Below are 21,814 nucleotides of genomic sequence, written 5' to 3' on the forward strand. Positions count from 1 at the left end.
CCAGGAATCCCGGCCGCAAATTGCGCGGCCATGTCATACCTTATCCGGATACCTAATAAAGCATGAAACGTACCAACAACGAATACGTTGAATTTTTATGGACTTGTCTGATGACGACCCACTGCGGACAGGCCGGGATGATTACCTATCGACATGGGTGATTACCATTCGTTGTGCGGCTTGTGTCGATTAACAGGACGGTTTTGCGGCGCTGAAGTTGCGTGTATAGTAGCAGCTTAGAGCCACGGCAAAACTCGCGAGCGAACCAAGGGCGTGGTCCAATGACCCTCGCCGCGACGCGGGGCTTGTCCTCGGTATTACGGCTTTGCTCTGGCTCAAAGCCGGCGCGACGCGAGGCTGAATAATACTGCGGGCAAGAGGAAAGGTACGCATGGGCGGACTGGCCGGTTACTACAACCTGATTCGCGAGATCTCGGTCAGCGATTTCAAGCTGCGCTACAAGAACTCGACCCTGGGCTTCGTCTGGGTGATTCTCGAACCGTTGGCGATGATGTCGATTATGTACGTCATCTTCGCCCGCATCGTGCGCATACAGATCGATAACTACCAGCTTTTCCTGTTGATCGGGCTGGTGCAGTGGCAGCTGTTCTCGCGCGGCACCAACAGCGGGATCAACATCCTGGTCGGGCGCTCGGACATTCTGAAAAAGATCTATTTCCCACGCAAGGTGATGGTCTTCTCGGCCTGTCTGACCACGCTGTTCATGGCCTGTTTTGAAATGCTGATCTTCCTGGTGATGGGGCTGATCTTCGGCCTGGACTTCCGGCCGGGACTGCTGTGGCTGGTGCCGCTGTTTTTACTCGAGTTCGTGGTGATCTACACGATCTGCCTGTTCTTGGCCCCGCTGAACCTGCGAATGCGTGATTTGCAGAATACCTGGAACATCGTGATCCGCATGGGCTTCTACCTCAGTCCGGTGCTGTACTCGGTGGACTTCATCCCCGAGCGGTTCCGCGGGTTGTACCTGTTCAACCCGATGGCGCGGATCATTCACTTCACACGCCACGTGGTGTTCCCCGAGGCCAACTACATCGACCATTGGTTCTGGCCGTTCGTGGCCCTGGTGTTGGTGCTGTTCATCGCAGCCAACCTGCTGTTTACCAAGCTCGAGCCGCGCTTCGGGGATTACGTATGAGCGTGATCCAGGTCGACCACGTCTCGCGCGCCTTTGTCATCCCGCACACCGACAAGGCCACCCGGCGGGGCCGGATCGAGACCTTTATGCGCGGCAGGGCGCACTCGGAGGACGAGAAGTTCTACGCGGTGCGCGACGTGAGTTTCAGCGTGGAGCGCGGCGAGACCGTCGGGCTGGTGGGGCGCAACGGCTCGGGCAAGAGCACGTTGCTCAAGATCCTGGCCAACATCCTGCGGCCGACCTCGGGCAATCTGCGGGTCGAGGGCAAGGTCAGCCCGCTTCTGGAGCTGGGGATGAGCCTCCACAAAGAGCTGACCGCTGTGGAGAACATCTTTCTTTACGGCGGCTACCTGGGCATGTCGCGGTCCTGGACCGAGCAGCGGGTGGAGCGCATCCTCGATTTCGCCGAGCTTGAGCGCTTCCGCGACGCCAAGCTCAAGAGCTTCTCCTCGGGCATGAAGGCGCGGCTGGCCTTCTCCGTGGCGATCCAGGTCGAGCCCGATATCCTGATGCTCGACGAGGTGTTTGCCGTGGGCGACTTCATGTTCAAGCAAAAATGCCTCAAGGAGATGGGGCGCTTCAAAGAGGCGGGGACCACGATTTTGTTCGTCAGTCACGACTTCGGCGCGGTGCGACGCTTCTGTGATCGTACGTTGGTGATGGAGAGCGGCGAGCTGATCTTCGACGGCGACACCGAGCAGGCGTTGGAGCTCTATATCTACCGCGCGGGTGAGCAGCGCAAGCAGCAGGTTGCGGCCAAGGGGACCAAAGAGCCGTGCGCAGAGGATAAATCCGCGCCCAAGCCGATCGATATCACCGTACCCAAGCGCTGGGGCAATGGGCCGTTGCGCATTGAGCGGGTCTGCTTTTTAGATAAAAACGGGAACGAGCGCGAGGCGTTTCGCTCGGGCGACCCGTTGCGTATCCGCTTGCACTACAGCACCGAGCAACCGGTGGCCGACCCGGTGTTCGGCATCAGTCTCCACAATCTCAAACGGGTGCGCGTTTACGGCACCAATACCCGCAATCTGGACAAGCGCATCGATTCGATCGCGGGAACCGGCGCAGTCGATTTTATTATTCCCTCGTTCGCCATGGCTGCGGGCGAGTATCTGCTGACCGTGGCGGCTCACGATTACAACGACGACTCGCTGGTCTACGATCGGATCGAGCGCGAGTATTCGTTCAACGTGGCCAACCCCTATCCCTTTGCCGGCGAGGTCGATCTGCGCGCCGAGTTCGAGGTGGTCCAGAATGTATAAGGATTACGACGTCAAGCTGCGCAGGACCAAGGCTGACGATTACCGCGAATACCAGCGCAAGTTTCTCGAGGCGTTCAGGGAGCACGGCTGTCGCAGCGTGCTCGATCTGGGCTGCGGCCAAGGGGTGTTTCTCGATCTGCTGGCCGAGGCGGAGATCGAGGGCTTGGGAATCGACCTCGACCAAAATTTCGTCGAGGAGATCCGCGGCCGCGGATTCGAGGCGCTGCATGGGTCCGCGCTCGAGGGGCTGGACCGGCTCGATCGGAAATTCGACGGCGTATTCCTCTCGCACCTGATCGAGCATCACCGGTCCACAGACGCCCTGGAGCTGTGCCGTAAAATTCACAACGTGCTGACGCCCGGCGGCCTGGTGCTGATCGTGACGCCCAACGTGCGCTCGCTGATTCAGCACCTGGAGATATTCTACCGCGACTACACCCACGAGCGCTTCTACCCCGCCGAGCTAATCGGTTTCTTTCTCGAGCAGGCCGGTTTCGAGGACGTGCAGTCCCAGGAGCTGCCCGAGAGCGCCTATATCCAGGTGCCCGGAGTCAGCGTCGACAGCCAGCGGCCCGAACGCTTTTCGGACAAGCGTTTCCCCTCGCCGCGCGTACGTCGGATTGAGCAGCCGGCCAAGGCGCTGGAGCCGATCGCGATCCCCGAGCGCCAGAAACCGCTGGTGGGACACGGACCGCTGGCGCGGCTGGTGCGTCGCTGGCTGGGCGTTTCCAGGCTCGAGCAGGACTGCGCCGCGTTGCACCTCGCGTCGGCCCAGGCCTTCGAACAGTTGGTCGAACGCACCAACGCCCAACTGCTGTCCCTGGCGCGCAGCCAGCAACAACTGTCGGAGGCAATCCTCGAGACCTTCGAGGGTCTGCAACAGGCGCGGCAGGAGTTCATTGCCAACCACAACAAACTGGTCGATAAGGTCGTCAACGTGCAAAGCGTGCTGAATCGGGACAACGAGGTGGTCAGCTTCCTGGTGCGCCACGCCCTGCGGCCCAACGACATCAGCGTCAGCGCGAGCAGGCCCGTCGAGCCTCCTGCATGAAATTGACCTTTATCTCGGACCGCTACCCGCCCGACGTGGTCGGCGGCGCCGAGATCAGCCTGTTTCACCTGGTCAACGAGCTCAAGCTGCGGCCGGGGATCGAGCCGCAGGTGGTGGCGCTCACCGAGCAGCACGAGCAGGTCGTCAACGAGCAGATCGACGGCGTGCCGGTGACCAGGGTGCCCAGCCGCTACGATCATCGCTTCCCCCTGCCGCGCGTGCCGGTGGTCGTGCCCTGGGCCCGCGACCGCCCCACGGGCTGGCGCGGCAAAATCTGGCGGCGCGAGCAGCGGATCCTGGCCTGGTTCGACCGCTTTTCGCCCTGGCCGCTCAAGCGGATCTGGCCGGCGATAAAGGCCCACGTTAAGTACCTGTTCAAGCGCACGCACACCTCGTTCGCGCTCAAGCTGGCGCTGTTTTGCACCAACTGCGTGGCCTATTTCCGCTCGCGCGAGAACATCGAATGCCTGGACGAAGACTTCGACCGCATTATCCGCATCGACGAGCTGCGCAGCACCGTGGAGGCGCTCGAGCCGGACGTGGTGCACGCCGACAACCAACGCAGCATCATGCGTTACGCCGAGCTGGACCTGCCGTTTCCCGCGGTGGCGATGATCCGCGACATGAAATTCGTCTGCCCGCGGCGGGTGATCATCGGCCACGTGGGCGAGCGGCCTTGCACCGAATGCGACATGGCCTGCCTGGCGACCGTGCCGCGGCCGATGCGGCCGCTGCTGCGCAAGGTGTTCGAGCACAACCGCGAGTATCGGCTGCGCTGCCTGGCGCAGTTTAGCAAGGTCGTGACCACCAGCGCGTTTCTGCAATCGCTGATGGAGCGCGAGGCCGGAGTGCAGGCCCAGGTAGTGCCCAACGCCGTGGGTGAGATCGACAAGATGCAAAACGCCAAGCAGCGGATGACCAAGCGCAGCCAGGTGCCCACCGTGCTCTCGGTGGGCATGCTCCAGCGCCACAAGGGGATCGACCACGCGATCCGCATCATGCCAAAGCTGCGCAAACAGGTCCCGGACGCCGAACTGGTGATCGTGGGCCGCGGAGGCTACGAGCCGCAACTGCGCAAAGAAATTGAATTGCTTGGCGCTTCAGCATATATTCGCTTCGCAGGATTCCTGACAGGCGAGGATCTTTACCAGGCATACCTGGATGCGGATTTAACGGTCTGTTTCACCAGATGGCCCGAGCCGTTCGGCCGGGTACCCCTGGAGTCGATGTTCTTCGAGCGGCCTGTGGTAGCCTCCAGACAAGGAGGATTTCTCGAGACCATCGAGCACGGCCGCACCGGACTGCTGGTCGAGCCCGGGGACGAACAGGCCCTGCTCGATGCCGTGGCCGAGCTGATGCTCGACAGCGAGCGACGGCTGAAGATGGGCCGGGCCGGGCACGAGAGCGTGTTGGAAAACTACTCGCCCGGGGCGGTGGCTGCCGCCTGGGAGCGAATCTATGCGGAGGTCGCCTCAGGGGCCGCTTCGTGATCAGCGGCAAGGCAGGTTAGATAAGTCTACCTATGAGAATCCTCGGGTGCTCCATCGATTTTCGTCCCAAAGACGGCGGGATTTCGACCTTCGCCTTTGAGGTCGCCCGCTCGCTGCAGAAGGAGGTGGACGAGGTCTATTTCGTTGCCTCGCGCGTAGAGGGTTGGCGCGAATTCGACAAGACCAGCCCGTTTCCGATCTACCGCACAGACTTCGCCCTGGCGCCGATGAACAAGACGATCAAGGCCTCGCTGCAAGAGCTGCGCAACATGTTCAGCTCGATGCGGTTGTTCCGGCGCGTGATCCGCGAGAACAAGATCGAGTGCATCGTCTGCTTCCATTGGCGGATCTTCGGCCTGGTCAGCCTGCTGCTGGCGCGTTGGATGGGGATCAAGTTCTGCATGGTCGGCTACGGCCTGGAACTCGCGCCCTACAGGCGCCGCAAGGTGCGGGGCCTGCCCTGGAGCAAGGCTCTGCGCAACCTGACGGCCAACCTAGTCGAACGTGCGGAGAACGCGGTGCGGGCCGCGGCCTTCCGTAAGGCCGACGGCGTGTTCGCGATCAGCGAATTTACCGAGGAGATGATCCGCTCCGTGGGCGTGGACCAGCAACGCTTATGCATGACCTACTGCGGCGTCGACCCCCAGGCGTTCACCCCCGAGGCCGGCGCCGGCGAAGTGTTGGCGCGCCACGGGCTCGAGGGCAAACGGGTTGTAGTCTCGATCTCGCGGCTGATCCGGCGCAAGGGAATGGACAAGGCGCTGCACGCCTTTGGCCGCGTGCTCGAGCGCGTGCCCGACGCAATCTACCTGATCGTCGGACGCGGCCCCTACGAAAAGGACCTGCGCAAGATCGTGGCCGAACGCAAATTGGAGCAGCACGTGGTCTTTGCCGGATTCGTGCCCGACGAGGAGTTGCCGCAGTACTACAACGCTTCGGAGCTGTTCCTGCTGCCTTGCCGCGAGGTGCCCGGCGGCGACGTCGAGGGCTTCGGCATCGTGTTTCTAGAAGCCAACGCCTGCATCAAGCCGGTGGTCGCCGGACGCTCGGGCGGCGTGGTCGACGCGGTGGAGGACGGCGTCAGCGGAATCCTGGTCGACCCACTGGACGAGCAGCAGATCGCCGACGCGGTGGTCAAGCTGCTGCAGGACCGCGAACTGGCCGCGACCATGGGCCGCCAGGGACGCGAGCGGGTGCTCGAGAAGTTCACCTGGCAGGCCGTGGGCCAGCGCTTCCATCGCTGCATCCAGAATGTGATCGAGCACGGCCGCCCCTGCTAGGGCGTATTATTCACGAGGCTTCTGCTGCGACGCACAACCTGCTCGCAATAACCGCGTCATCTTCCCCGATCCGTCCTCGATCTACCGCAACGGGGAATGGCGGGGGAGGGGTAATATTGTTGAAAAACAATATTGGGTAGGCGCTCGGCTGAAATCAGTTTGAGATTCTTTTCAGATTGCCGGTCTAAGATCTGACGAGATAGTCGTCTGGTTCGCACGGGGGCTCGCTCAGCGGGTTCTCAAAGGCGCCCAGTTAATCGAGACAGGTTAAGACTTCTTTTCATCTACTGGCGGACGCACCCAGTGTCCCGCTTTGCCAATAACGCTGGTCAGTCCTATTTTCGGATGAGAACCCGCTGATCAACCCCCCGCGCACACAATTGCATCGCCTTTGAGCTTAGTAGGAAAAATCTCAAACTGATTTTTGCCGAGCGCGGGGGAGGAGAGACGGCGGCGCGATGGCTGCGCCATCGCGCCGCCTCCCCACACCCACCTGCTCGCCGGGGCATCAGCGCTAAGCCGGAAGCGCGATTGCTCGCTCCGCGCGTTCTCATCCGAGGGTGGACTGATGCGCGCAGTTTGCGGTGCCATGTGCCAAGCCACGTTCTATGACCGATAATCGTGCGGAATATTTTGTCTCGATGAACAACACTTCTTTGAGAACGCGCTGAACGAGCTGTCGCGCTTGGCAAAAAAACAAACTGATTTCCGGCGAGCCTACACATAAAGATCGTTTTAACGATCTTTACCCCACCTCCCCGATCTTCCGACGCGGGGTGGGTCGTTGGATTAAGACCAGCGTACTGCGCGAGTTTTGTGGCGGCTCTAAGCCGCCCGGGCGCGGGGCGGGTCGTTGGATTACTACCAGAGAGGTATGCGCGCCTTGTGTCGGCTAATAGCCGCCAGCCCTGGTCTCGTTTTAATTATGTTGATATATTTCGTTGTCGAACCACTCGCCTGACCATTGTTGGATTAATAAAAGATGAACAGTCCAAGGAGGACCGAATGCGTCTGATTCACGCTAGCGCGGTCGCATTGCTGGCAATTTGCCTGTTGCTGGTTGCCTGTGAAGCTGACGATTTCAACCTGGCGGAGCAGGCTGCGCAGCCGCTGCCGCAGATCCACGTGGAACGCACGCATTTCAAAGATGCGCATGGCCGCTACATGTTTGTCCACGGCGTCAATGTCGGCGGCTCCACCAAGTTCCCGGCCACCGAGAACCCGATCTCTTACGTGGGCAAGCCCTTTCCCCTGGAGAAGGCCGACGAGAACTTCACGCGGCTGCGTGACGCCGGGTTCAACGTGCTGCGGCTGCTGGTGATCTGGGAGGCGCTGGAGCCCGAGGCCAGCGGCCAATACGACTACGAGTACCTGGACTACATCGAGCAGATCGTGTCCAAGGCCAACGACTACGGCATCTACGTGTTTCTGGACATGCACCAGGATCTATACTCCCGGCACCTGGCCAAGTACTACACCGACTCGGACCTGCTCGACGGAATGGACCTGGACGTGCCACAGGATACCGACGAGCCGCTGAACAACCTGGTGCGCGGCGACGGCGCTCCGCGTTGGGCGGTGCAGGTGCCGCTGTTTGACAAAAACGTCTCCTCACCTGAGTGGGGCATGCCCCCGGAGGATGTGGACGACCCGGCCGACACCAACGACATGCTGGCGATCGACCCTTGGGGCGTGAACTACTTCACATCGATCGACCTCAACCGCTGCTGGGCGGTGTTCTTCGCCGGGCGCTCGGTCTACCCCAACTGGTACATCGAGGGCAAGAACGTCCAGGACTTTCTGCAGGACTCGTTCACCAACGCCTGGCTGCAAGTCGTCACGCGGGTCAAGGACTATCCCAACGTGATGGGCTACGACATTCTCAACGAGCCCGGCGGCTTCTACCTGATGTTCACGATCTACGCCATCACCTACCGCGAGATGCTCGAGAGCGGGGGCCACGACCTGACGCCCGCCGAGGTCGACGTGGTCCTCGACGAGGCGGTGGCCGAGCTGCTGCAGGGCGGCATGCCATCGGACTTGGTGCAGTCGATCCGTGACTTCATCGTCAACTCCGGCCGCATGCCCGACACGGCGCAGAAGCTGGCTGCCGGTGGATTCCCGCTCAAGGCCGCCGAGGGCTCGCCCTATCGGCCGGACTTTGGCGCCTCGATCGCGCTCAACTCGGGCTTCAACCGCAACTACCTTCAGCCGTTCCACGAGCGGGTCGGCCAGGCGATGCAGGCCCAGGATCCGGACGCGATCTTCTTTATCGAGGAATCGATCGGGCTGGGCGACGCCAACATTGGCGTCTATTGGTCGCCAATGCTCAAACCCGAAGGCCTGGACCAGGTGGTCTTCGCCCCGCACTATTACGCCGACATCTACCCCTTCCTGGGCTATGACGCCTCGCCGCGCGAGTTCACCGTGGACGAGGTCAAGTACCGCGACTACACCGAGAAGCTGCAGGCGGTGATCGATTCGTCGGCCGAGCACCTGAGCAACGTGCCGGTGCTGCTGGGCGAGTTCGGCACCTACTTCAACTTCGGCGGCATCGAACAAGCGCGGGCCGAGAACTACGCGGTCTCGACCGAGATCCTCGACAACTACTTCGAGGCGCTCGAGACGCTGATGATGCACCACACGATGTGGAACTACTCCCCAGAGAATGAGCCGCTCAACGGCGACGGATGGAACGAGGAGGACTTCTCGATTCTCGGGCCGGATCGCCAGTACCGCTCGGCCACAGCCTACATCCGGCCCTATGCGCGCTTCTCAGCCGGTCGGCCGCTGGAGACGCACTTCTACTCCGACCACCACTACTACGATCCGATCCCCGGTCAGCCGACCCCCTATCACGAGTACTACCTGGCGATGGATTCGCTGGAGTCCAGCGCGCCCACCGAGATCATCGTTCCGCGGCTGCAATACCCCGAGGGCTTCTACGTCTATCTCTCCGACGGTCGTTGCGCCTTTGATCACGAGCTGCAACTGCTCTACTGGTACATCGACGACGGCTCGCCCGACGTGGATCACACGATCCGCATCCGGCCGCCCTACCAGGACTCGGGCGACAGCGAGTGGGATTACTTCTTCTTTGAAGACGCCGTGCGCGAGAACGGGAGGCGGTCATGAGCCGTACAGCCACACTCAGCGCGATCATTCTGTGCACACTGCTTGCGATCCCGGCCTTTGCCGCGGCGGACGACGGGGAGCAGGCGGCGCTGCTGCCGATCATCCACGCCGACTTCCGCACGTTTTTTGTCCACCAGAACGACAGCGACTTCGACCCCACGGGTCAGCTTTACGACCAGAACGGCCAGCAGGTGGGCTACATCAGCACGCTGTTTCGGCCGCGCATGATCTGGCAGCCGCACGAGGCGATCGAGCTTCAATACGAACTGGAGATCGGCGACAACATCTGGAGCCGCAATGACGCCAACCAGGGCGACGCCACGGGCGAGGGGCGTCCGGTCTTCCGCCAGCGCCAGTTCTGGGGCCACGTGGGCCTGCCTTGGATCCCCGTTGGCATTGGCGCGGGCTACCGCCACCTGGACGACCCCACGGGCCTGGTGCTCGACCGCTATTTGGGCACGGCCTGGCTCAGCGGATGCTGGTCGTCGGGCACGGCGCAACTCGGCGCGGCCCAAGTGCCCGACACGACCTACGAGGGACGCGATCCCAACCAGCAGTACAACGCGGACGACGACGGGTTCGACCCCAACCGCAACAACTTCCAAAACGACCACTGGGTTTTCTTCGGCAGTGCGAAGCAGAGGCTCGCCCCGGGCCTGAGCCTTGAGCCGGGCGTATTCTTCGTCTGGGACCGCACGCTTGTCGAGCGCACCCGTTGGCACGCGGACCCGCTGATCCGTTTGGATTGGCAGATCGACGAGACATTCCGAGTTGAGCTCGACCTGGTGGGCCAGGCCGGAGTTTTCGAGAACGGCGGGATCGACAACCGCGACGTGGACCTGCTGGCCGCAGCCGGGCAGCTGGGATTCACCGCCGACTGGCGCGTGCTCGAGCTGCGCATCGGCGCGTTGGCGTTCAGCGCTGACGACGGCGATCCGTACAACCTCACGGACAACGCCTTTGACTACTCGGGGGTCTCGCGCAGCCGCACCGTGTTGCTCACCGAGGATTGGCTGCAGGATCGCTACGACAACCTCGACGAGCGCGCCGCTGCTCAGGGCGCGGGCCTGCTGGTGAGCGACGTGCAGGTCACCGGGCGGCCGGTGAGCGGCCTGGAGCTGTTCGCCGTTGCCGGTTACGGCATGGTTTTCCAGGAGCGCAACGTGGGCGACGACCCGGAACTGGGGATCGAGACGGACCTGGGTGCGCGCATCGAGCTCTACGGCGAGAGCGTCGCGCTGACCGTGCTGGGCTCGGCGCTGCTCCCCGGAGCGGCCGCGGCCGCACTGTCCAACGAGATCGATCTCGAGGCCACCGAGACCCTGTGGAACGTGCAGGGCGCATTCGAAATCGCCTTCTGACGCCGTGGCTCAGGTCCGCATCGACCGCGTGTCCAAAAGCTTCGGCTCCAACGAGGTGGTGCGCGAGCTGTCGCTGGACGTGCGCGACCAGGAGTTCCTGGTGCTGGTCGGCCCCTCGGGTTGCGGCAAGTCGACGCTGTTGCGAATGGTCGCCGGGCTCGAGCAGCTCAGCGCGGGCGCGATCAGCATCGGCGAACGCGAGGTAAACGACCTGCCGCCCAAGGATCGCGACATCGCGATGGTCTTTCAAAATTACGCGCTCTATCCGCACATGGATGTGCGCCGCAATATGGGCTTCGGCCTGAAGATGCGCGGCTATCCCAAGGGCGAGGTCGAGCAGCGCGTGCTCGAGGCCGCACGGATTCTCGAGATCGAGCCGCTGTTGGGACGCAAGCCCTCGCAGCTCAGCGGCGGGCAACGCCAGCGCGTGGCCATGGGCCGGGCGATCGTACGTAAGCCCGCGGCGTTCCTGTTCGACGAGCCGCTTTCCAACCTCGATGCCAAACTGCGCGTGCAGATGCGGCTCGAGATCAAACGCCTGCACCGCACGTTGGGCACCACGATCATCTACGTCACCCACGACCAGATTGAGGCCATGACCCTGGCGGACCGCGTGGCCGTGATGCACCGCGGTGTGCTGCAACAGGTCGCGCCGCCCCTTGAGATCTACCACCAACCGGCCAACCTGTTCGTGGCCGGGTTTATCGGCAGCCCGCCGATCAACCTGATCGCGGGCGCGATCAGCCGATCCGACCAAGGCAGCCTACTGCGCGCCGAGGGGCTCGAGATCGTCCTGCCCGACAACGGACGTCTGGCCGCCCTGGGCCAGGAGCGCCGCGTGGTGCTGGGCATTCGGCCCGAACATCTGCGGATCGCGCCGCGTCCGGATCGCCCCGCCGCGGTCTTTAGCGGAGTGGTGGAAGTGGTCGAGCCGCTGGGCTCCGAGGTGGTGCTCTATTTGCGGGTCGGCCCGCTGCTGCTCGCCGCGACAACCGATCCCGACCGCGCGGCAGCGCCCGGCGATACCCTGACCCTGCACGCCGAGGTCGACGCGCTCAAGGTCTTTGACGCGCAAACCGAAATCAACCTTCTCGACAAAGGGGAGAGTTCAAAATGAGAACCATTCGCTTGTTGGTATCAATCCTGCTGGTATTCGCGCTGTTGGCCCTGGTGGGCTGCGGCAAGTCCGAGCCGCAACAGGCTGTTGCGCCCGAGCCCGGGCAGGAGGCCCAGGCCGCGGCCGACCAGTCCGAGGTGATTCTCTTTTCCTGGTGGACCGCGGGCGGCGAGGCCGAGGGGTTGCAGGCGCTGGTCGACCAGTTCAACGCAATGCATCCGCAGGTCAAGGTGATCAACGCCGCGGTGGCCGGCGGCGCGGGGACCAACGCCAAGGCCGTGCTGATGACGCGGATGATGGGCGGCGATCCGCCCGACTCGTTTCAGGTCCACGGTGGCGCGGAGCTGCTGCACACCTGGGTCGAGCCGGGGCTGATGCAGCCGCTGACCGCGCTTTACGATGAGCAGGGCTGGCGTGAGAAGTTCCCCGCGGGCCTGATCCAGATCGTCAGCGCGGGCAACGAGATCTACGCCGTACCGGCCAACATCCACCGCGGCAACGTGCTGTGGTACAACGCGCGGCTGCTGGCGGACAACGGCATTGAGCCGCCGACCACCCTCGACGAATTTTTCGCCGCCTGCGACAAGCTCAAGGCTGCGGGTGTGACCCCGCTGGCGCTCTCCTCGCGCAACAAGTGGCCGGTGTCCCACCTGTTTGAGACGCTGCTGCTCGGCGTGGGCGGGCCCGAGTTTTACCGCGATTTGTTCGCGGGCAAAATCGCCTGGACCGACGAGCGGGTCAAAGGGGCGCTGCAGGCGCTGTCCAAAATGGTCGGCTTTGCCAACTCCGACCATGCGGCCCTGACCTGGGATCAGGCCAGCGGCAAGCTGGTGGCGGGCCAGGCCGCGTTCAACGTGATGGGCGACTGGGCCAAGGGCTATTTTATGACCAACCAGTGGCAGCCCGGGCAGGACTTCGGCGCGATCCCCTCCCCAGGCACTGACGGGATGTTCATCGTGATCACCGACACCTTCGGCATCCCCAAGGACGCGCCGCACGCGGCGATGGCCCGGGAGTTCCTTAAGGTAGTGGGTTCGGCCGAGGGCCAGACCGCGTTCAACCTCAAGAAGGGCTCGATCCCCGCGCGCGTTGACGCGCCGGCTGACCAGTTTGACCAGATCGCCGTGCGCTTTATGTCCGACTTTGCCAAGGACACATTGGTGCCCAGCTGCGCCCACGGCTCGGCGGTCAAGGAGCGTTTCGCCACGGCGCTCAGTGACGAGCTGAGCGTTTTTATCCACAAGCTGGACGTGGACGCCGCGGCCCTGGCGCTGGAGGCCGCTGCCAAAGACGCCGGAGTAAGGCCGGAGTAATCCGGCGGGCGCGATGAGGCACGCGCGGCGCGACCGGCTGCTGTCATTGGCGCTGGTGGCGCCCTCGTGCCTGCTGCTGCTGCTGTTTGTTTACGGCTTCATCGGCTGGTCGGGCTGGATCTCGATGACCGACTGGGAGGGCATCTCGCCCGAGCTGAAGTTCGTCGGGTTCGAGCAGTACGAACGGCTGCTGCACCACGATCGTTTCCAGCGCGACCTGGTCAACACCGGCGTGTTCACGCTGCTGTTCCTGGCGGGCAACCTGTTCCTCGGGTTGCTGCTGGCAGTGCTGCTCGACCGCAAGCTGCGCGGCGAGTCGTTCTTCCGCAGCCTGTTTCTGTTTCCGATGTCGGTCTCGTTCGTGGTCACGGGCACGATCTGGGTCTGGGTCTTCAACCCGCAGTCCGGGCTCAATCGAATCTTCGCGGCCCTGGGATTCGACGTGAGCGACTGGGGCTGGATCACCGACCCCAAAATGGCGCTGACCTGCGTGGCCCTGGCCGCGATCTGGCAGATGGCCGGGTTCACCATGGCCCAATATCTGGCCGGGCTGCGCGGCATTGCAATGGAGCAGCGCGAGGCCGCGCGCATTGACGGGGCCAACGAGGCCCAGGTCTTCCGCCACGTGCTGCTGCCCCAGCTTTGGCCGATCACCGTGGGCGCGATCGTGGTGCTGGGGCACATCTCGCTTAAAATCTTCGACCTGGTCTACGTGATGACTCAGGGCGGGCCCGCGCGCGCCACGGACGTGCCCGGGATCTTCATGTTCGAGGTGACCTTCGCCAACCAGTTCCTGGCGCGCGGCGCGGCAATCGGCGTGGTGATGCTGTTGATGGTGGCGCTGCTGATCGTGCCCTACCTGGTCTACGCCAGGTCGATGGACGCCCGCTGATGGCGAAGGTCGCGCGCGGCCGTACGCTGTGGGCCTACCTTTTGTTGGGGCTGGCCGCCGCGTTGTTCATCACGCCGCTGTACGTGATGTTCGCCACCTCGGTCAAGGGCCTGGCCGACGCCCAGGGCTCGAGCATGTGGGCGCTGCCCAGCGCGCTGTCGTTCGAGGGGTTTGCCGAGGCCGGGTCGCGGATGTGGCGCGGAGTACTCAACAGCCTGCTGCTGACGATCCCGGCCACGCTGCTCTCGTGCATCGTCGGCTCGCTCAACGGCTACTGCCTTTCCAAGTGGAAGTTCCGCGGCTCGGAGTGGCTGTTCACCCTGGTGCTGTTCGGGATGTTCATTCCCTACCAGAGCGTGCTGATCCCGCTGGTGCTGTTCATGCGCAAGATCGGACTCTATAACTCGCTTTTCGGGCTGATCCTGGTACACGTTATCTACGGCGTGCCGATCACCACGCTGATCTTCCGCAACTACTACGCCACAGTGCCCGACGAGCTGATCGAGGCCGGACGCATCGACGGCGCGGGCCTGCTCAAAATCTACTGGTACGTGTTCCTGCCGGTGAGTTTGCCGGCGTTTGCCGTGGTGGCGATCTGGCAGTTCACCAACATTTGGAACGAGTTCCTCTTTGCCGTGACCCTGGTGGGCGACCCGCGCGCCCAGCCGGTGACCGTGGCCCTGCAGAACCTCGGCGGCAGCATGATCAGCCGCTGGAACGTGCAGATGGCCGGAGCGCTGATCGCCTCGGCCCCCACGCTGTTGGTCTACGTGCTGCTGGGGCGCTACTTTGTCGGCGGGATGATGGCCGGATCCGTTAAAGGTTAGCCCGGATAATTCAGGAAGCTTCTACTGCGGCGCACAGTCCGTTATAGATCGAGCGGTTTTCAGAGGTGGCGCCGCGCATGGCGCAGACGCGCGCGGCCAGGCACAGCGCTGATTGCAATGCCTCGGAGAGCGGCTTGCGGCGTAGGATGGCCGCGATCATCGCCGCGCTGAACGCGTCGCCTGCCCCCACCGTATCGACCAGTTCGACTTCGCCCGGCGGCTCGGCGCTAAATACCTCGCAATCGTTTGGCACAAGCAGCGCGCCGTGCGCTCCCAATGTGAGCACCACCAGCTCGATGGCGCGCGATTTCATCAGCTCGCGGCAGAGCGCCTCGGGCTCGCCGGGTCCGGGCGCGATGCGTTGCAGCTCGTCGAGGTTGAGCTTGACCCAGCGCGCGCGGCCGAGCATCTGTCCCAGCAGTTCTGATTCCCACCACGGGGCGCGCAGGTTCACGTCGAGGAACAGCGGTACGTCCGGCAGTTCGCGGATCAGCGCATGGAGCGTGGCGCGCGAGACCGCGCTGCGTGCGGCCAACGAGCCGTGGTAGATCAGATCCGGTTGTGCATCAGCCAGGAGCTCGACGATCGGCCCGAGCTCGATGTGGTCGAATGCGCGGTCCTCGAGCACCTCGAAGTGCGGCTCGTTGCGCTCGATCCGCACCCGCACCTCGCCGGTGGGGCGGCGTGCATCGCGCTGCACGCCTGAAACGTCCAAACCCCAGGCGGCCATGCGCTGCAAGATCTGCTCGCCGCGCTGATCGCTGCCCACACGGGAGACAAGCAGCGGGTCGAGCCCCAGGCCGCGCAAATGCCAGGCCACGTTGAACGGCGCGCCCCCCAGGACCTGGCGGCCGTCGGGGAAGATGTCGAACAGCACCTCGCCAAAGATCAGCGGTCTGTAAATCTGTTGTCGATCGACCATAGCGGCATTATATCCCATGCTTGAAAGAAGGAGATTATTTTCCTTGACATCGATGCTCTGGAAACATAAGAATGACACGTCATTCCGCTATAACGGGTTGTTTTACAGGGATTATTGGAAAGAGCAATGGAAAGTACGCCTGATCGAGCACAGCGGCGCAAGCAAGAGCGTAGGGTCCAGATACTCGACGCGGCCCAAAAGGTATTCGCGCAAAAGGGTTATCACCAGACAGGCATCGCCGACATTGCGGCCGAGATCGGCATGGGCCACGGCACGTTCTACCGCTACTTTGAGAATAAGCGCGATGTGTTCGAGCAGATCCTGGAGCGGATCATGCGCCAGGTGGCGGCGGTGGTCTTCGGCGAGCATCCCCAGGCCGCGGAAAATCTTGAACAATATCGCGCCCAGGTGCGGCGTATCGGCGAGTCGCTGATGACCCTCTTTCTGGACGACGCCAGCCTGTCGCGCATCGTGCATTACGAATCGTTGGGACTCGATCAGGAGTTGCGCGGCCGCGTGCAACTGATGATGGACGGCTTTGCCGGGTTCACCGAGCAATATCTGCTCAACGGCCTGGAAAAAGGGTTTTTGCGGCCCGACCTGGATACGCGGGTCACGGCCCAGGCGATCAACGCGATGATCTTCGAGGCGGCCAAGCGGCTCTCGGGCTCGCCCAACCGCCAGCGCGACAAGGGGCCCTGGCTCGAGGCCTTAATCCGGATGATGTTCGACGGGATAGGCGGTACGCAATGAAGCATCCACTACTAAGAAGGTTGTCTTTTCTGCTCGCGGTCTGCGGCCTGGCTTTGCTGCCAATGGTGGCAGCGGCCTACGATCTACCCGACGAGGAGCAGATCACAAAGGACCCGACGCAGCTTTTCGCCTGCTTTGAATACAATCTGGAGCAGGTCCAGGATTACACCGCGACGTTCATCAAGTACGAGGTGCTCGATGGCAAGCCCTACCCCGAGGAGACGCTCAAGGTCAGCTTCATGCGGCCGCACCGCGTCAAGCTCGAGTGGCTCGACGGCGAAAGCCGCGGGATGTGGGCGATCTACGATTCGCAGCGCGACCCGGACCACTTCTGGGCCCTGGACGTGGGCTGGCGCGCGATAATCGGCGTGCAGCGCTACGGCATGCACAGCAAGTTCACCCAGTTTTTCCATCCCAATCGCTTCGTGGTCACCGATTCGGATCTGGCGAGCCTGGTTTGCGTCATCGGCCATTTCTGCGAGCTGGCCGGATCACTGGGCACCCTGGACACGCACTATAACGGCCGAGTGATCGAGCAGGGCAGCGGCCGCGAGTCGTTTTGGATCCACGCTTTTTTATACCCCGAGCCCGACCCGCGCTTTATGGCGCGCGAGGCCGACGTCTACCTGACCGTGGACGACTGCATGCCGGTCAACGTTACGCTCTACGGCTGGGAGGGTCAGGTTATCGGCCGCTACATTCAACGCGATCTAAAGTTAAACATCGGCCTGACCACCGCGGACTTCGCCATTCCCGAGTAATCCAGGTTAAAGGAGAACAACAATGGTTCAGGTGGACGTATTCTGGTCTTACGCCTTTGGCGCGGGATTCGCCATGGCGGCCTCGCGGCAGTTGATATATGAGCGCCGGGCCCAGGTCGAGGCCGACGCACCGCGCCGTCCGCTGCTGGAAAACCGCTTTTTCACTTCGAGCCTGCTCTACCTCTCGCTGCTCTTTGCGCCCTCGGGGATCGTGCTGCTCTGGGCCTTCCCCAGTTGGGAGACGATGCACGTCTGGGACCGCGATCTTTGGGCCTGGATGGTGGCGCTGTTTGCGATCACCAACATTACCCAGGGGATTCTCGGCTTCTGGGTGACGCGCAAGCTGCTCAACGCGGGGCGCAAGTACGCGGCGTTTCTGCAGATGCCGCTGGGCTACTTCCTGATGTTCTTCATCCTGGTCCACGGCTGGGACGGTACGGGCTACATGCGCTTCTTCTCGGCCACCGACGAGTTGTTCGCCAATTGGAGCCTGTACAATATCCCGGCGTTCTTCATCTCCGACGTGGCGATCACCCTCTACCTGATGGGGATCGTGATGCTGCCGGTGATGTTCTGGATGATGGGGCGCTGGATTATCAACGGCTACGCCCTGGACGATCTCGACCCGGCGTTGGTGCGCAACGCCTCGATCGGCTCGATCGCCGTGCAGATCCTCAAGGTGGTGTTCCTTGGTGCGCTGGCCAACGCGATCATCGCCAGCCTGCTGATCCACGGCCTGGGCTGGGGCTACGGCCTGGGCGCATTCGCGATCATAACCCTGGTCGTTTTCATCCGCCCCGGAGGTCTGTTGCAGCGTTGGGCCAAGGATTTACTATTGGTCTGAGCCGTTAGCCGCGATATTGTGCGCTTGGGAGGAGAACCATGCCTGTCAAGCGCTGCTCTTTGTTGCTGCTGCTGCCCGTGCTGCTGTGTCTGTTGCTCGCCGGGTGCTTCGACACCCAGGAGCTGATCACCCTGATTCAGATCAACGCCGATGGCTCGGCCGACGTGACGCTGATTGCGATCGGGCTGTCGTACGAAAAGGATAAGCAGCCGATGGGCCATGCCCAGCTGCTGACCAAGGTCGACCAGACCTGCGTCGAGATGAAGCAGGACGACACGCCGGAAAAAAACCTGGTGAGCTGCGGCCGGGGCCTGCCCGACGACGTGTTCGGGCCGCGACTCAGCGCACCGCCGGCCTCCGCCGATCAGGTGGACGGCCACTACACGCTGCACTACGCAAAGGCCCAGCGCGCTTTGGCCGAAATGGCGCTCAACGATCAAAATCACAAGCCGGTACAACTTCAGTATTCCCAGGCCGACGGCGAGCTGTCGCTCAAGGTCTACATCGAGAGCTCGGCCGGAAAGCAGGGTGGGACGATTATCGTGCGCGCGCCCTGGCCGATCGTCGCGAGCAACGCCGACCTGCTGATTCGGCGCAACAACCTAGCGCTGTGGAACGCCCAGCGTAGCGTCCAAGGTAAGGGCCTGATGCTCGAGCTTTGCGCCAAAGCGCCGCTGCCGCTGCAACCGCCGAGCACTAAATAGCCGACCAAGGCGAGCGGTTTTGTTATAATCCCGGTTGGGGGGACAGAGAAATGGAGATTACCAGAAAGAGAAAGATCTCACTGATCGTGTTGGTTGCCTCGGTGCTGGTGTTCGGGGGTTGGGGATTCGTTATCAGTCCGGCGATCGATAAGGGCCAGGTCTACGAGGGGACGGTGGTCGAGAAGGTCACCAAGTCCAAATGGGGACACTGGTTCGATCAGAGCAATCAATACAAGCGGCGCTATCTGGTAATCCAGACCCAGCAGGGCAAACGCGTACACGCGCGCGTGCCCCAGCACGTGTACCGCGACTTCGAGGTCGGCGACGCCGCAATCAAGGTCAAGGGTGAGCGTTACCCCAAACCAGCCCTGGGCCAGGGACGCCACATCTCCACCGGCGAGTTATTCGACGCGCTCAAACAGCGCGATCAGGAACCCTAACGCGGATTTAATTTAACTATATCTGCGCCGAGCGATGTTTGGGGCTTGTTCGCTTTTAAGCTCGCGTCCGTTGAGGCGCATGGTTTTCACCTCGGACTGCGGGTCGTGCAGCAAGACAACGCGCGGCTTTGCGCCCGATGTAGTCAACTCCAACACCCCATCTTCCAGCGACTCGATCTGGGCTGAGCACAGATCAATGCCGAACGCTCGGCGTCGCGGCAGGTCCACGTAGACCTGGCCGAAGCGTGCGAACGCCAGGCCCGAGGCGTAGAGGCTGGTGCCGCAACCCCAGTCGGGCGAGAGGTAGCCCGCGGTCATCTGGTCGCGGCCGTTGTGCGCGTAGTTTTCGAGGATCGCGCCGCGGTCGCTTGGGCGGAAGCGCAGCATGTTGCCCGGGGCCAGGTCGCGATGCTCTTCGACGAGCATTGTGGTGAAGCACGCACGCAACGCGGCCACGCCGCGCGCGAACAGTGCGGGCTCGCCCGTGGCCGCGTAGTAATCGCAGTACAGCGGGGCGAACAATCCCTGGCGCGCGTCGTTGTGCTCGCCGTCGGCGTTCATCACGCCGAACCCGCCGAAGCTGTCGATGGACAGCCGTGGGTGGTCGAACGCCTGCTGGTAGAGGCTCAGCCGATCGAGCACGCGGCGGCCCAGCTCGAGCCAACGCGCCTCGCCCGCGGCCAAGTGCAGATCCAGGCAGGCCTGGGCCGCCCAATACATGCACAGCGTGTTCTGCGGCAGGCAGCCGGTGTAGCGGTCCGGGCCCTGGTCCGGGGTCGGCCGTCCGGCGCAGGAATAGAGCAGCTCGTAGTCGAACCAGCGCTCCTGGGGCAGCACCTCGCGCTCGATGAACTCCATTGCTGCGGCCGCGGCGTCGTATAGCCGCTGTTCGGGCTCCACCCGATTGAGCCGCGCCAGCAGCATTGCCGGAGCGGCGCTGGACGCCGAGCGTCGTAAGATCTCCTGCGGATCCAATCGATCGTTGACCACGTCGACCCAGGCCGGGATCGAGCCGTCTTCCGCCTGGCACTCGATCAGCGTTTGGGCCAGGCCGCGGCACAGCGGCAGGATCCGCTGGTCGTCGCCGATCAGTTCGCGCCACTGCAACAGATGAAAGCAGGTCACGGCCGCGTCGGGCAGGTGAAAGCTGTCGATGATCTCGAACGAGCGCGTGCCGCGCTTCCAGCTCACTTGGCCCTCGGGAAACAGGCAGATCGAGTGCGGCACTCCGTGCTCGGTCGGCGCGCTCAGGGCCAGTTCGACGATCTTGGTGCAGCGCGCCTCAAGGGCCGCGTCGCCTAGGCGCCGGGCGTGCAATGCCGAGCCCAATGCCGTGCGCACCTGGTTGAACCAGCAGGCAAAGGAGGTCATCGGCACGACCTTGAGCTTGCCCGCGTGCAGAACCGCGGTGAGTAGCCTGTAGCCCACGCGGTTGGTGAACAATCTGGATTGTATCGCGCCCATGGCTTTGATCAACCGATCCTGGTTGCGCAAATACGAACGCACCTGCCCCGCGTTCATCAGCGCGGGCGGTTTTTTCGCGGTCAGGGTCTGAGTGGCCATGCACGCGGCCTCGCGGCCATCGACCTCGAGCTCGTGATACAGGTCCGGGGCGAAGATGCGTTCTACGGCCAGCGCCTCGTAGCGCTCGAAAGGCAGCACCTGGGGCAGCAACGAGTCGCGGCGGCTGAGACGTTCCCAGGTGAAGCTCGCGGCACGCTGCAACGGATCACCTCTCCAGGGCATGATGTAATGCCGCAGCCGTAGTTTGCTCCCGGATCGCAGATGCACAGCGCGCCCCGTGCGCCGGAACATGATGTGCCCGAAGGGCGCTTGCTGCGCCAGGCCGTGGGCCAGCAGCGCCTTGCCCGAGAGCCCGCGGCGCTGCAAGTCGAGAAATGCGTGCGGTCCGCCGGGCTGTCGGTGTACGTCGGGCACCAGGGTCACCCCGCGACCTTTGGTTCCGAGCACCAGGCACGGCGAACGGAACGCCATCTCGCCGATCACCAAATCCGGACCCGGCCGCATGTGCGGGGCCCAGGCGTAATCCGGAGTCTCGGCCAGCCAGTCGTAACGCAGTTCGGCGCAGACCAGATCGGCGTCGCGCTTCACGCTGAGCACGAACTCCACGGCCAGGCCGTCCTCGAGCTGCTCTACATTTAGTTCGGCGCTGCCCAGCGGCAGATCCACGCGCCGCTCGCCAGTGGTCGGCCAGGGGAAAATTCCCTTTCCTGCGCCCCATTGGATGTACAGTGGGCAGAGGCGCAGCAGGTCGCCCGCGCGATCGCGGATCGTCGTTGTGCCGTGAAGTTGCAGGGCGTTGGCGCTCATCTATCCCCGGAAAGTTATGATCTCTCGATTGTAGTCATGTTGCTGGATCATTGAAATCGACAACAGACGATGCGAGCATGTACGCCGCGCAAGGGAGGTGTCGCAAGATGATCGGTTCGTCAATCAAGTTCCGCGGATTTTGTCTCGCAACGTTGTTGGTCTGCTCGCTGCTGCT

At 63.0% G+C, this 21,814-nt stretch carries 18 protein-coding genes; 16 read left to right on the forward strand and 2 right to left on the reverse strand.

Annotated features, from left to right (window positions below):
• The first annotated feature begins 391 nt into the window (after positions 1-391).
• From P9M14_18300 to P9M14_18350, 11 genes are all read left to right on the forward strand, one after another.
• Positions 392-1,156 (forward strand): ABC transporter permease, encoded by a 765-nt coding sequence (locus tag P9M14_18300; protein ID MDP8257702.1) that lies wholly within the window; start codon positions 392-394, stop codon positions 1,154-1,156.
• Entirely contained in the window at positions 1,153-2,418 is a 1,266-nt protein-coding gene (locus P9M14_18305) for an ABC transporter ATP-binding protein (GenBank protein ID MDP8257703.1), read from the forward strand. Before P9M14_18300 ends, P9M14_18305 begins: the two co-directional genes overlap by 4 nt.
• Positions 2,411-3,469, forward strand: coding sequence for a class I SAM-dependent methyltransferase (locus tag P9M14_18310; protein ID MDP8257704.1), 1,059 nt, complete (start codon positions 2,411-2,413; stop codon positions 3,467-3,469). Before P9M14_18305 ends, P9M14_18310 begins: the two co-directional genes overlap by 8 nt.
• Entirely contained in the window at positions 3,466-4,959 is a 1,494-nt protein-coding gene (locus P9M14_18315) for a glycosyltransferase family 4 protein (protein ID MDP8257705.1), read from the forward strand. The genes P9M14_18310 and P9M14_18315 overlap by 4 nt, the downstream gene beginning before the upstream one ends.
• Before the next feature lie 32 nt (positions 4,960-4,991).
• Positions 4,992-6,239, forward strand: a complete 1,248-nt coding sequence (locus P9M14_18320; protein ID MDP8257706.1) for a glycosyltransferase family 4 protein — start codon at positions 4,992-4,994, stop codon at positions 6,237-6,239.
• Positions 6,240-7,244: 1,005 nt separating this feature from the next.
• On the forward strand, positions 7,245-9,374 hold the full coding sequence (locus tag P9M14_18325; GenBank protein ID MDP8257707.1) for a cellulase family glycosylhydrolase: 2,130 nt from the start codon (positions 7,245-7,247) through the stop codon (positions 9,372-9,374).
• Positions 9,371-10,735, forward strand: coding sequence for a hypothetical protein (locus P9M14_18330; protein MDP8257708.1), 1,365 nt, complete (start codon positions 9,371-9,373; stop codon positions 10,733-10,735). The genes P9M14_18325 and P9M14_18330 overlap by 4 nt, the downstream gene beginning before the upstream one ends.
• A gap of 4 nt (positions 10,736-10,739) precedes the next feature.
• Positions 10,740-11,852 carry a sn-glycerol-3-phosphate ABC transporter ATP-binding protein UgpC gene (gene ugpC / locus P9M14_18335; GenBank protein ID MDP8257709.1) on the forward strand — a complete coding sequence of 371 codons (1,113 nt, stop codon included), beginning with the start codon at positions 10,740-10,742 and terminating at the stop codon, positions 11,850-11,852.
• Positions 11,849-13,165: an ABC transporter substrate-binding protein gene (locus tag P9M14_18340; GenBank protein ID MDP8257710.1), complete on the forward strand. Its 1,317-nt coding sequence runs from the start codon at positions 11,849-11,851 to the stop codon at positions 13,163-13,165. The genes ugpC and P9M14_18340 overlap by 4 nt, the downstream gene beginning before the upstream one ends.
• 13 nt (positions 13,166-13,178) lie before the next feature.
• Positions 13,179-14,057 (forward strand): sugar ABC transporter permease, encoded by an 879-nt coding sequence (locus tag P9M14_18345; protein MDP8257711.1) that lies wholly within the window; start codon positions 13,179-13,181, stop codon positions 14,055-14,057.
• On the forward strand, positions 14,057-14,884 hold the full coding sequence (locus P9M14_18350; GenBank protein MDP8257712.1) for a carbohydrate ABC transporter permease: 828 nt from the start codon (positions 14,057-14,059) through the stop codon (positions 14,882-14,884). The genes P9M14_18345 and P9M14_18350 overlap by 1 nt, the downstream gene beginning before the upstream one ends.
• A gap of 10 nt (positions 14,885-14,894) precedes the next feature.
• On the opposite strand, the gene P9M14_18355 is transcribed toward P9M14_18350, so the two are convergent.
• On the reverse strand, positions 14,895-15,806 hold the full coding sequence (locus tag P9M14_18355) for a carbohydrate kinase (protein MDP8257713.1): 912 nt from the start codon (positions 15,804-15,806) through the stop codon (positions 14,895-14,897).
• A gap of 126 nt (positions 15,807-15,932) precedes the next feature.
• Between P9M14_18355 and P9M14_18360 the strand changes: the two genes are divergently transcribed.
• The 5 genes from P9M14_18360 to P9M14_18380 are packed head-to-tail and all read left to right on the forward strand — an operon-like array spanning position 15,933 to position 19,308.
• Complete coding sequence (locus P9M14_18360) at positions 15,933-16,559, forward strand: TetR/AcrR family transcriptional regulator (GenBank protein MDP8257714.1); 627 nt, start codon at positions 15,933-15,935, stop codon at positions 16,557-16,559.
• Positions 16,556-17,320, forward strand: a complete 765-nt coding sequence (locus P9M14_18365; GenBank protein MDP8257715.1) for a DUF1571 domain-containing protein — start codon at positions 16,556-16,558, stop codon at positions 17,318-17,320. The genes P9M14_18360 and P9M14_18365 overlap by 4 nt, the downstream gene beginning before the upstream one ends.
• A 22-nt stretch (positions 17,321-17,342) precedes the next feature.
• A complete protein-coding gene (locus tag P9M14_18370) occupies positions 17,343-18,164 on the forward strand; it encodes a hypothetical protein (protein MDP8257716.1) in 822 nt (273 codons plus the stop codon).
• A 38-nt stretch (positions 18,165-18,202) separates the two neighbouring features.
• Positions 18,203-18,868, forward strand: a complete 666-nt coding sequence (locus P9M14_18375) for a hypothetical protein (GenBank protein ID MDP8257717.1) — start codon at positions 18,203-18,205, stop codon at positions 18,866-18,868.
• A 50-nt stretch (positions 18,869-18,918) separates the two neighbouring features.
• A complete protein-coding gene (locus P9M14_18380) occupies positions 18,919-19,308 on the forward strand; it encodes a hypothetical protein (GenBank protein ID MDP8257718.1) in 390 nt (129 codons plus the stop codon).
• A gap of 12 nt (positions 19,309-19,320) precedes the next feature.
• Here P9M14_18380 and P9M14_18385 read toward each other — a convergent pair whose 3' ends face one another.
• Entirely contained in the window at positions 19,321-21,639 is a 2,319-nt protein-coding gene (locus tag P9M14_18385; protein MDP8257719.1) for a hypothetical protein, read from the reverse strand.
• Positions 21,640-21,814 lie beyond the last annotated feature (175 nt).

It is taken from the genome of Candidatus Alcyoniella australis, from assembly GCA_030765605.1.
Lineage (GTDB): Bacteria > Lernaellota > Lernaellaia > JAVCCG01 > Alcyoniellaceae > Alcyoniella > Alcyoniella australis.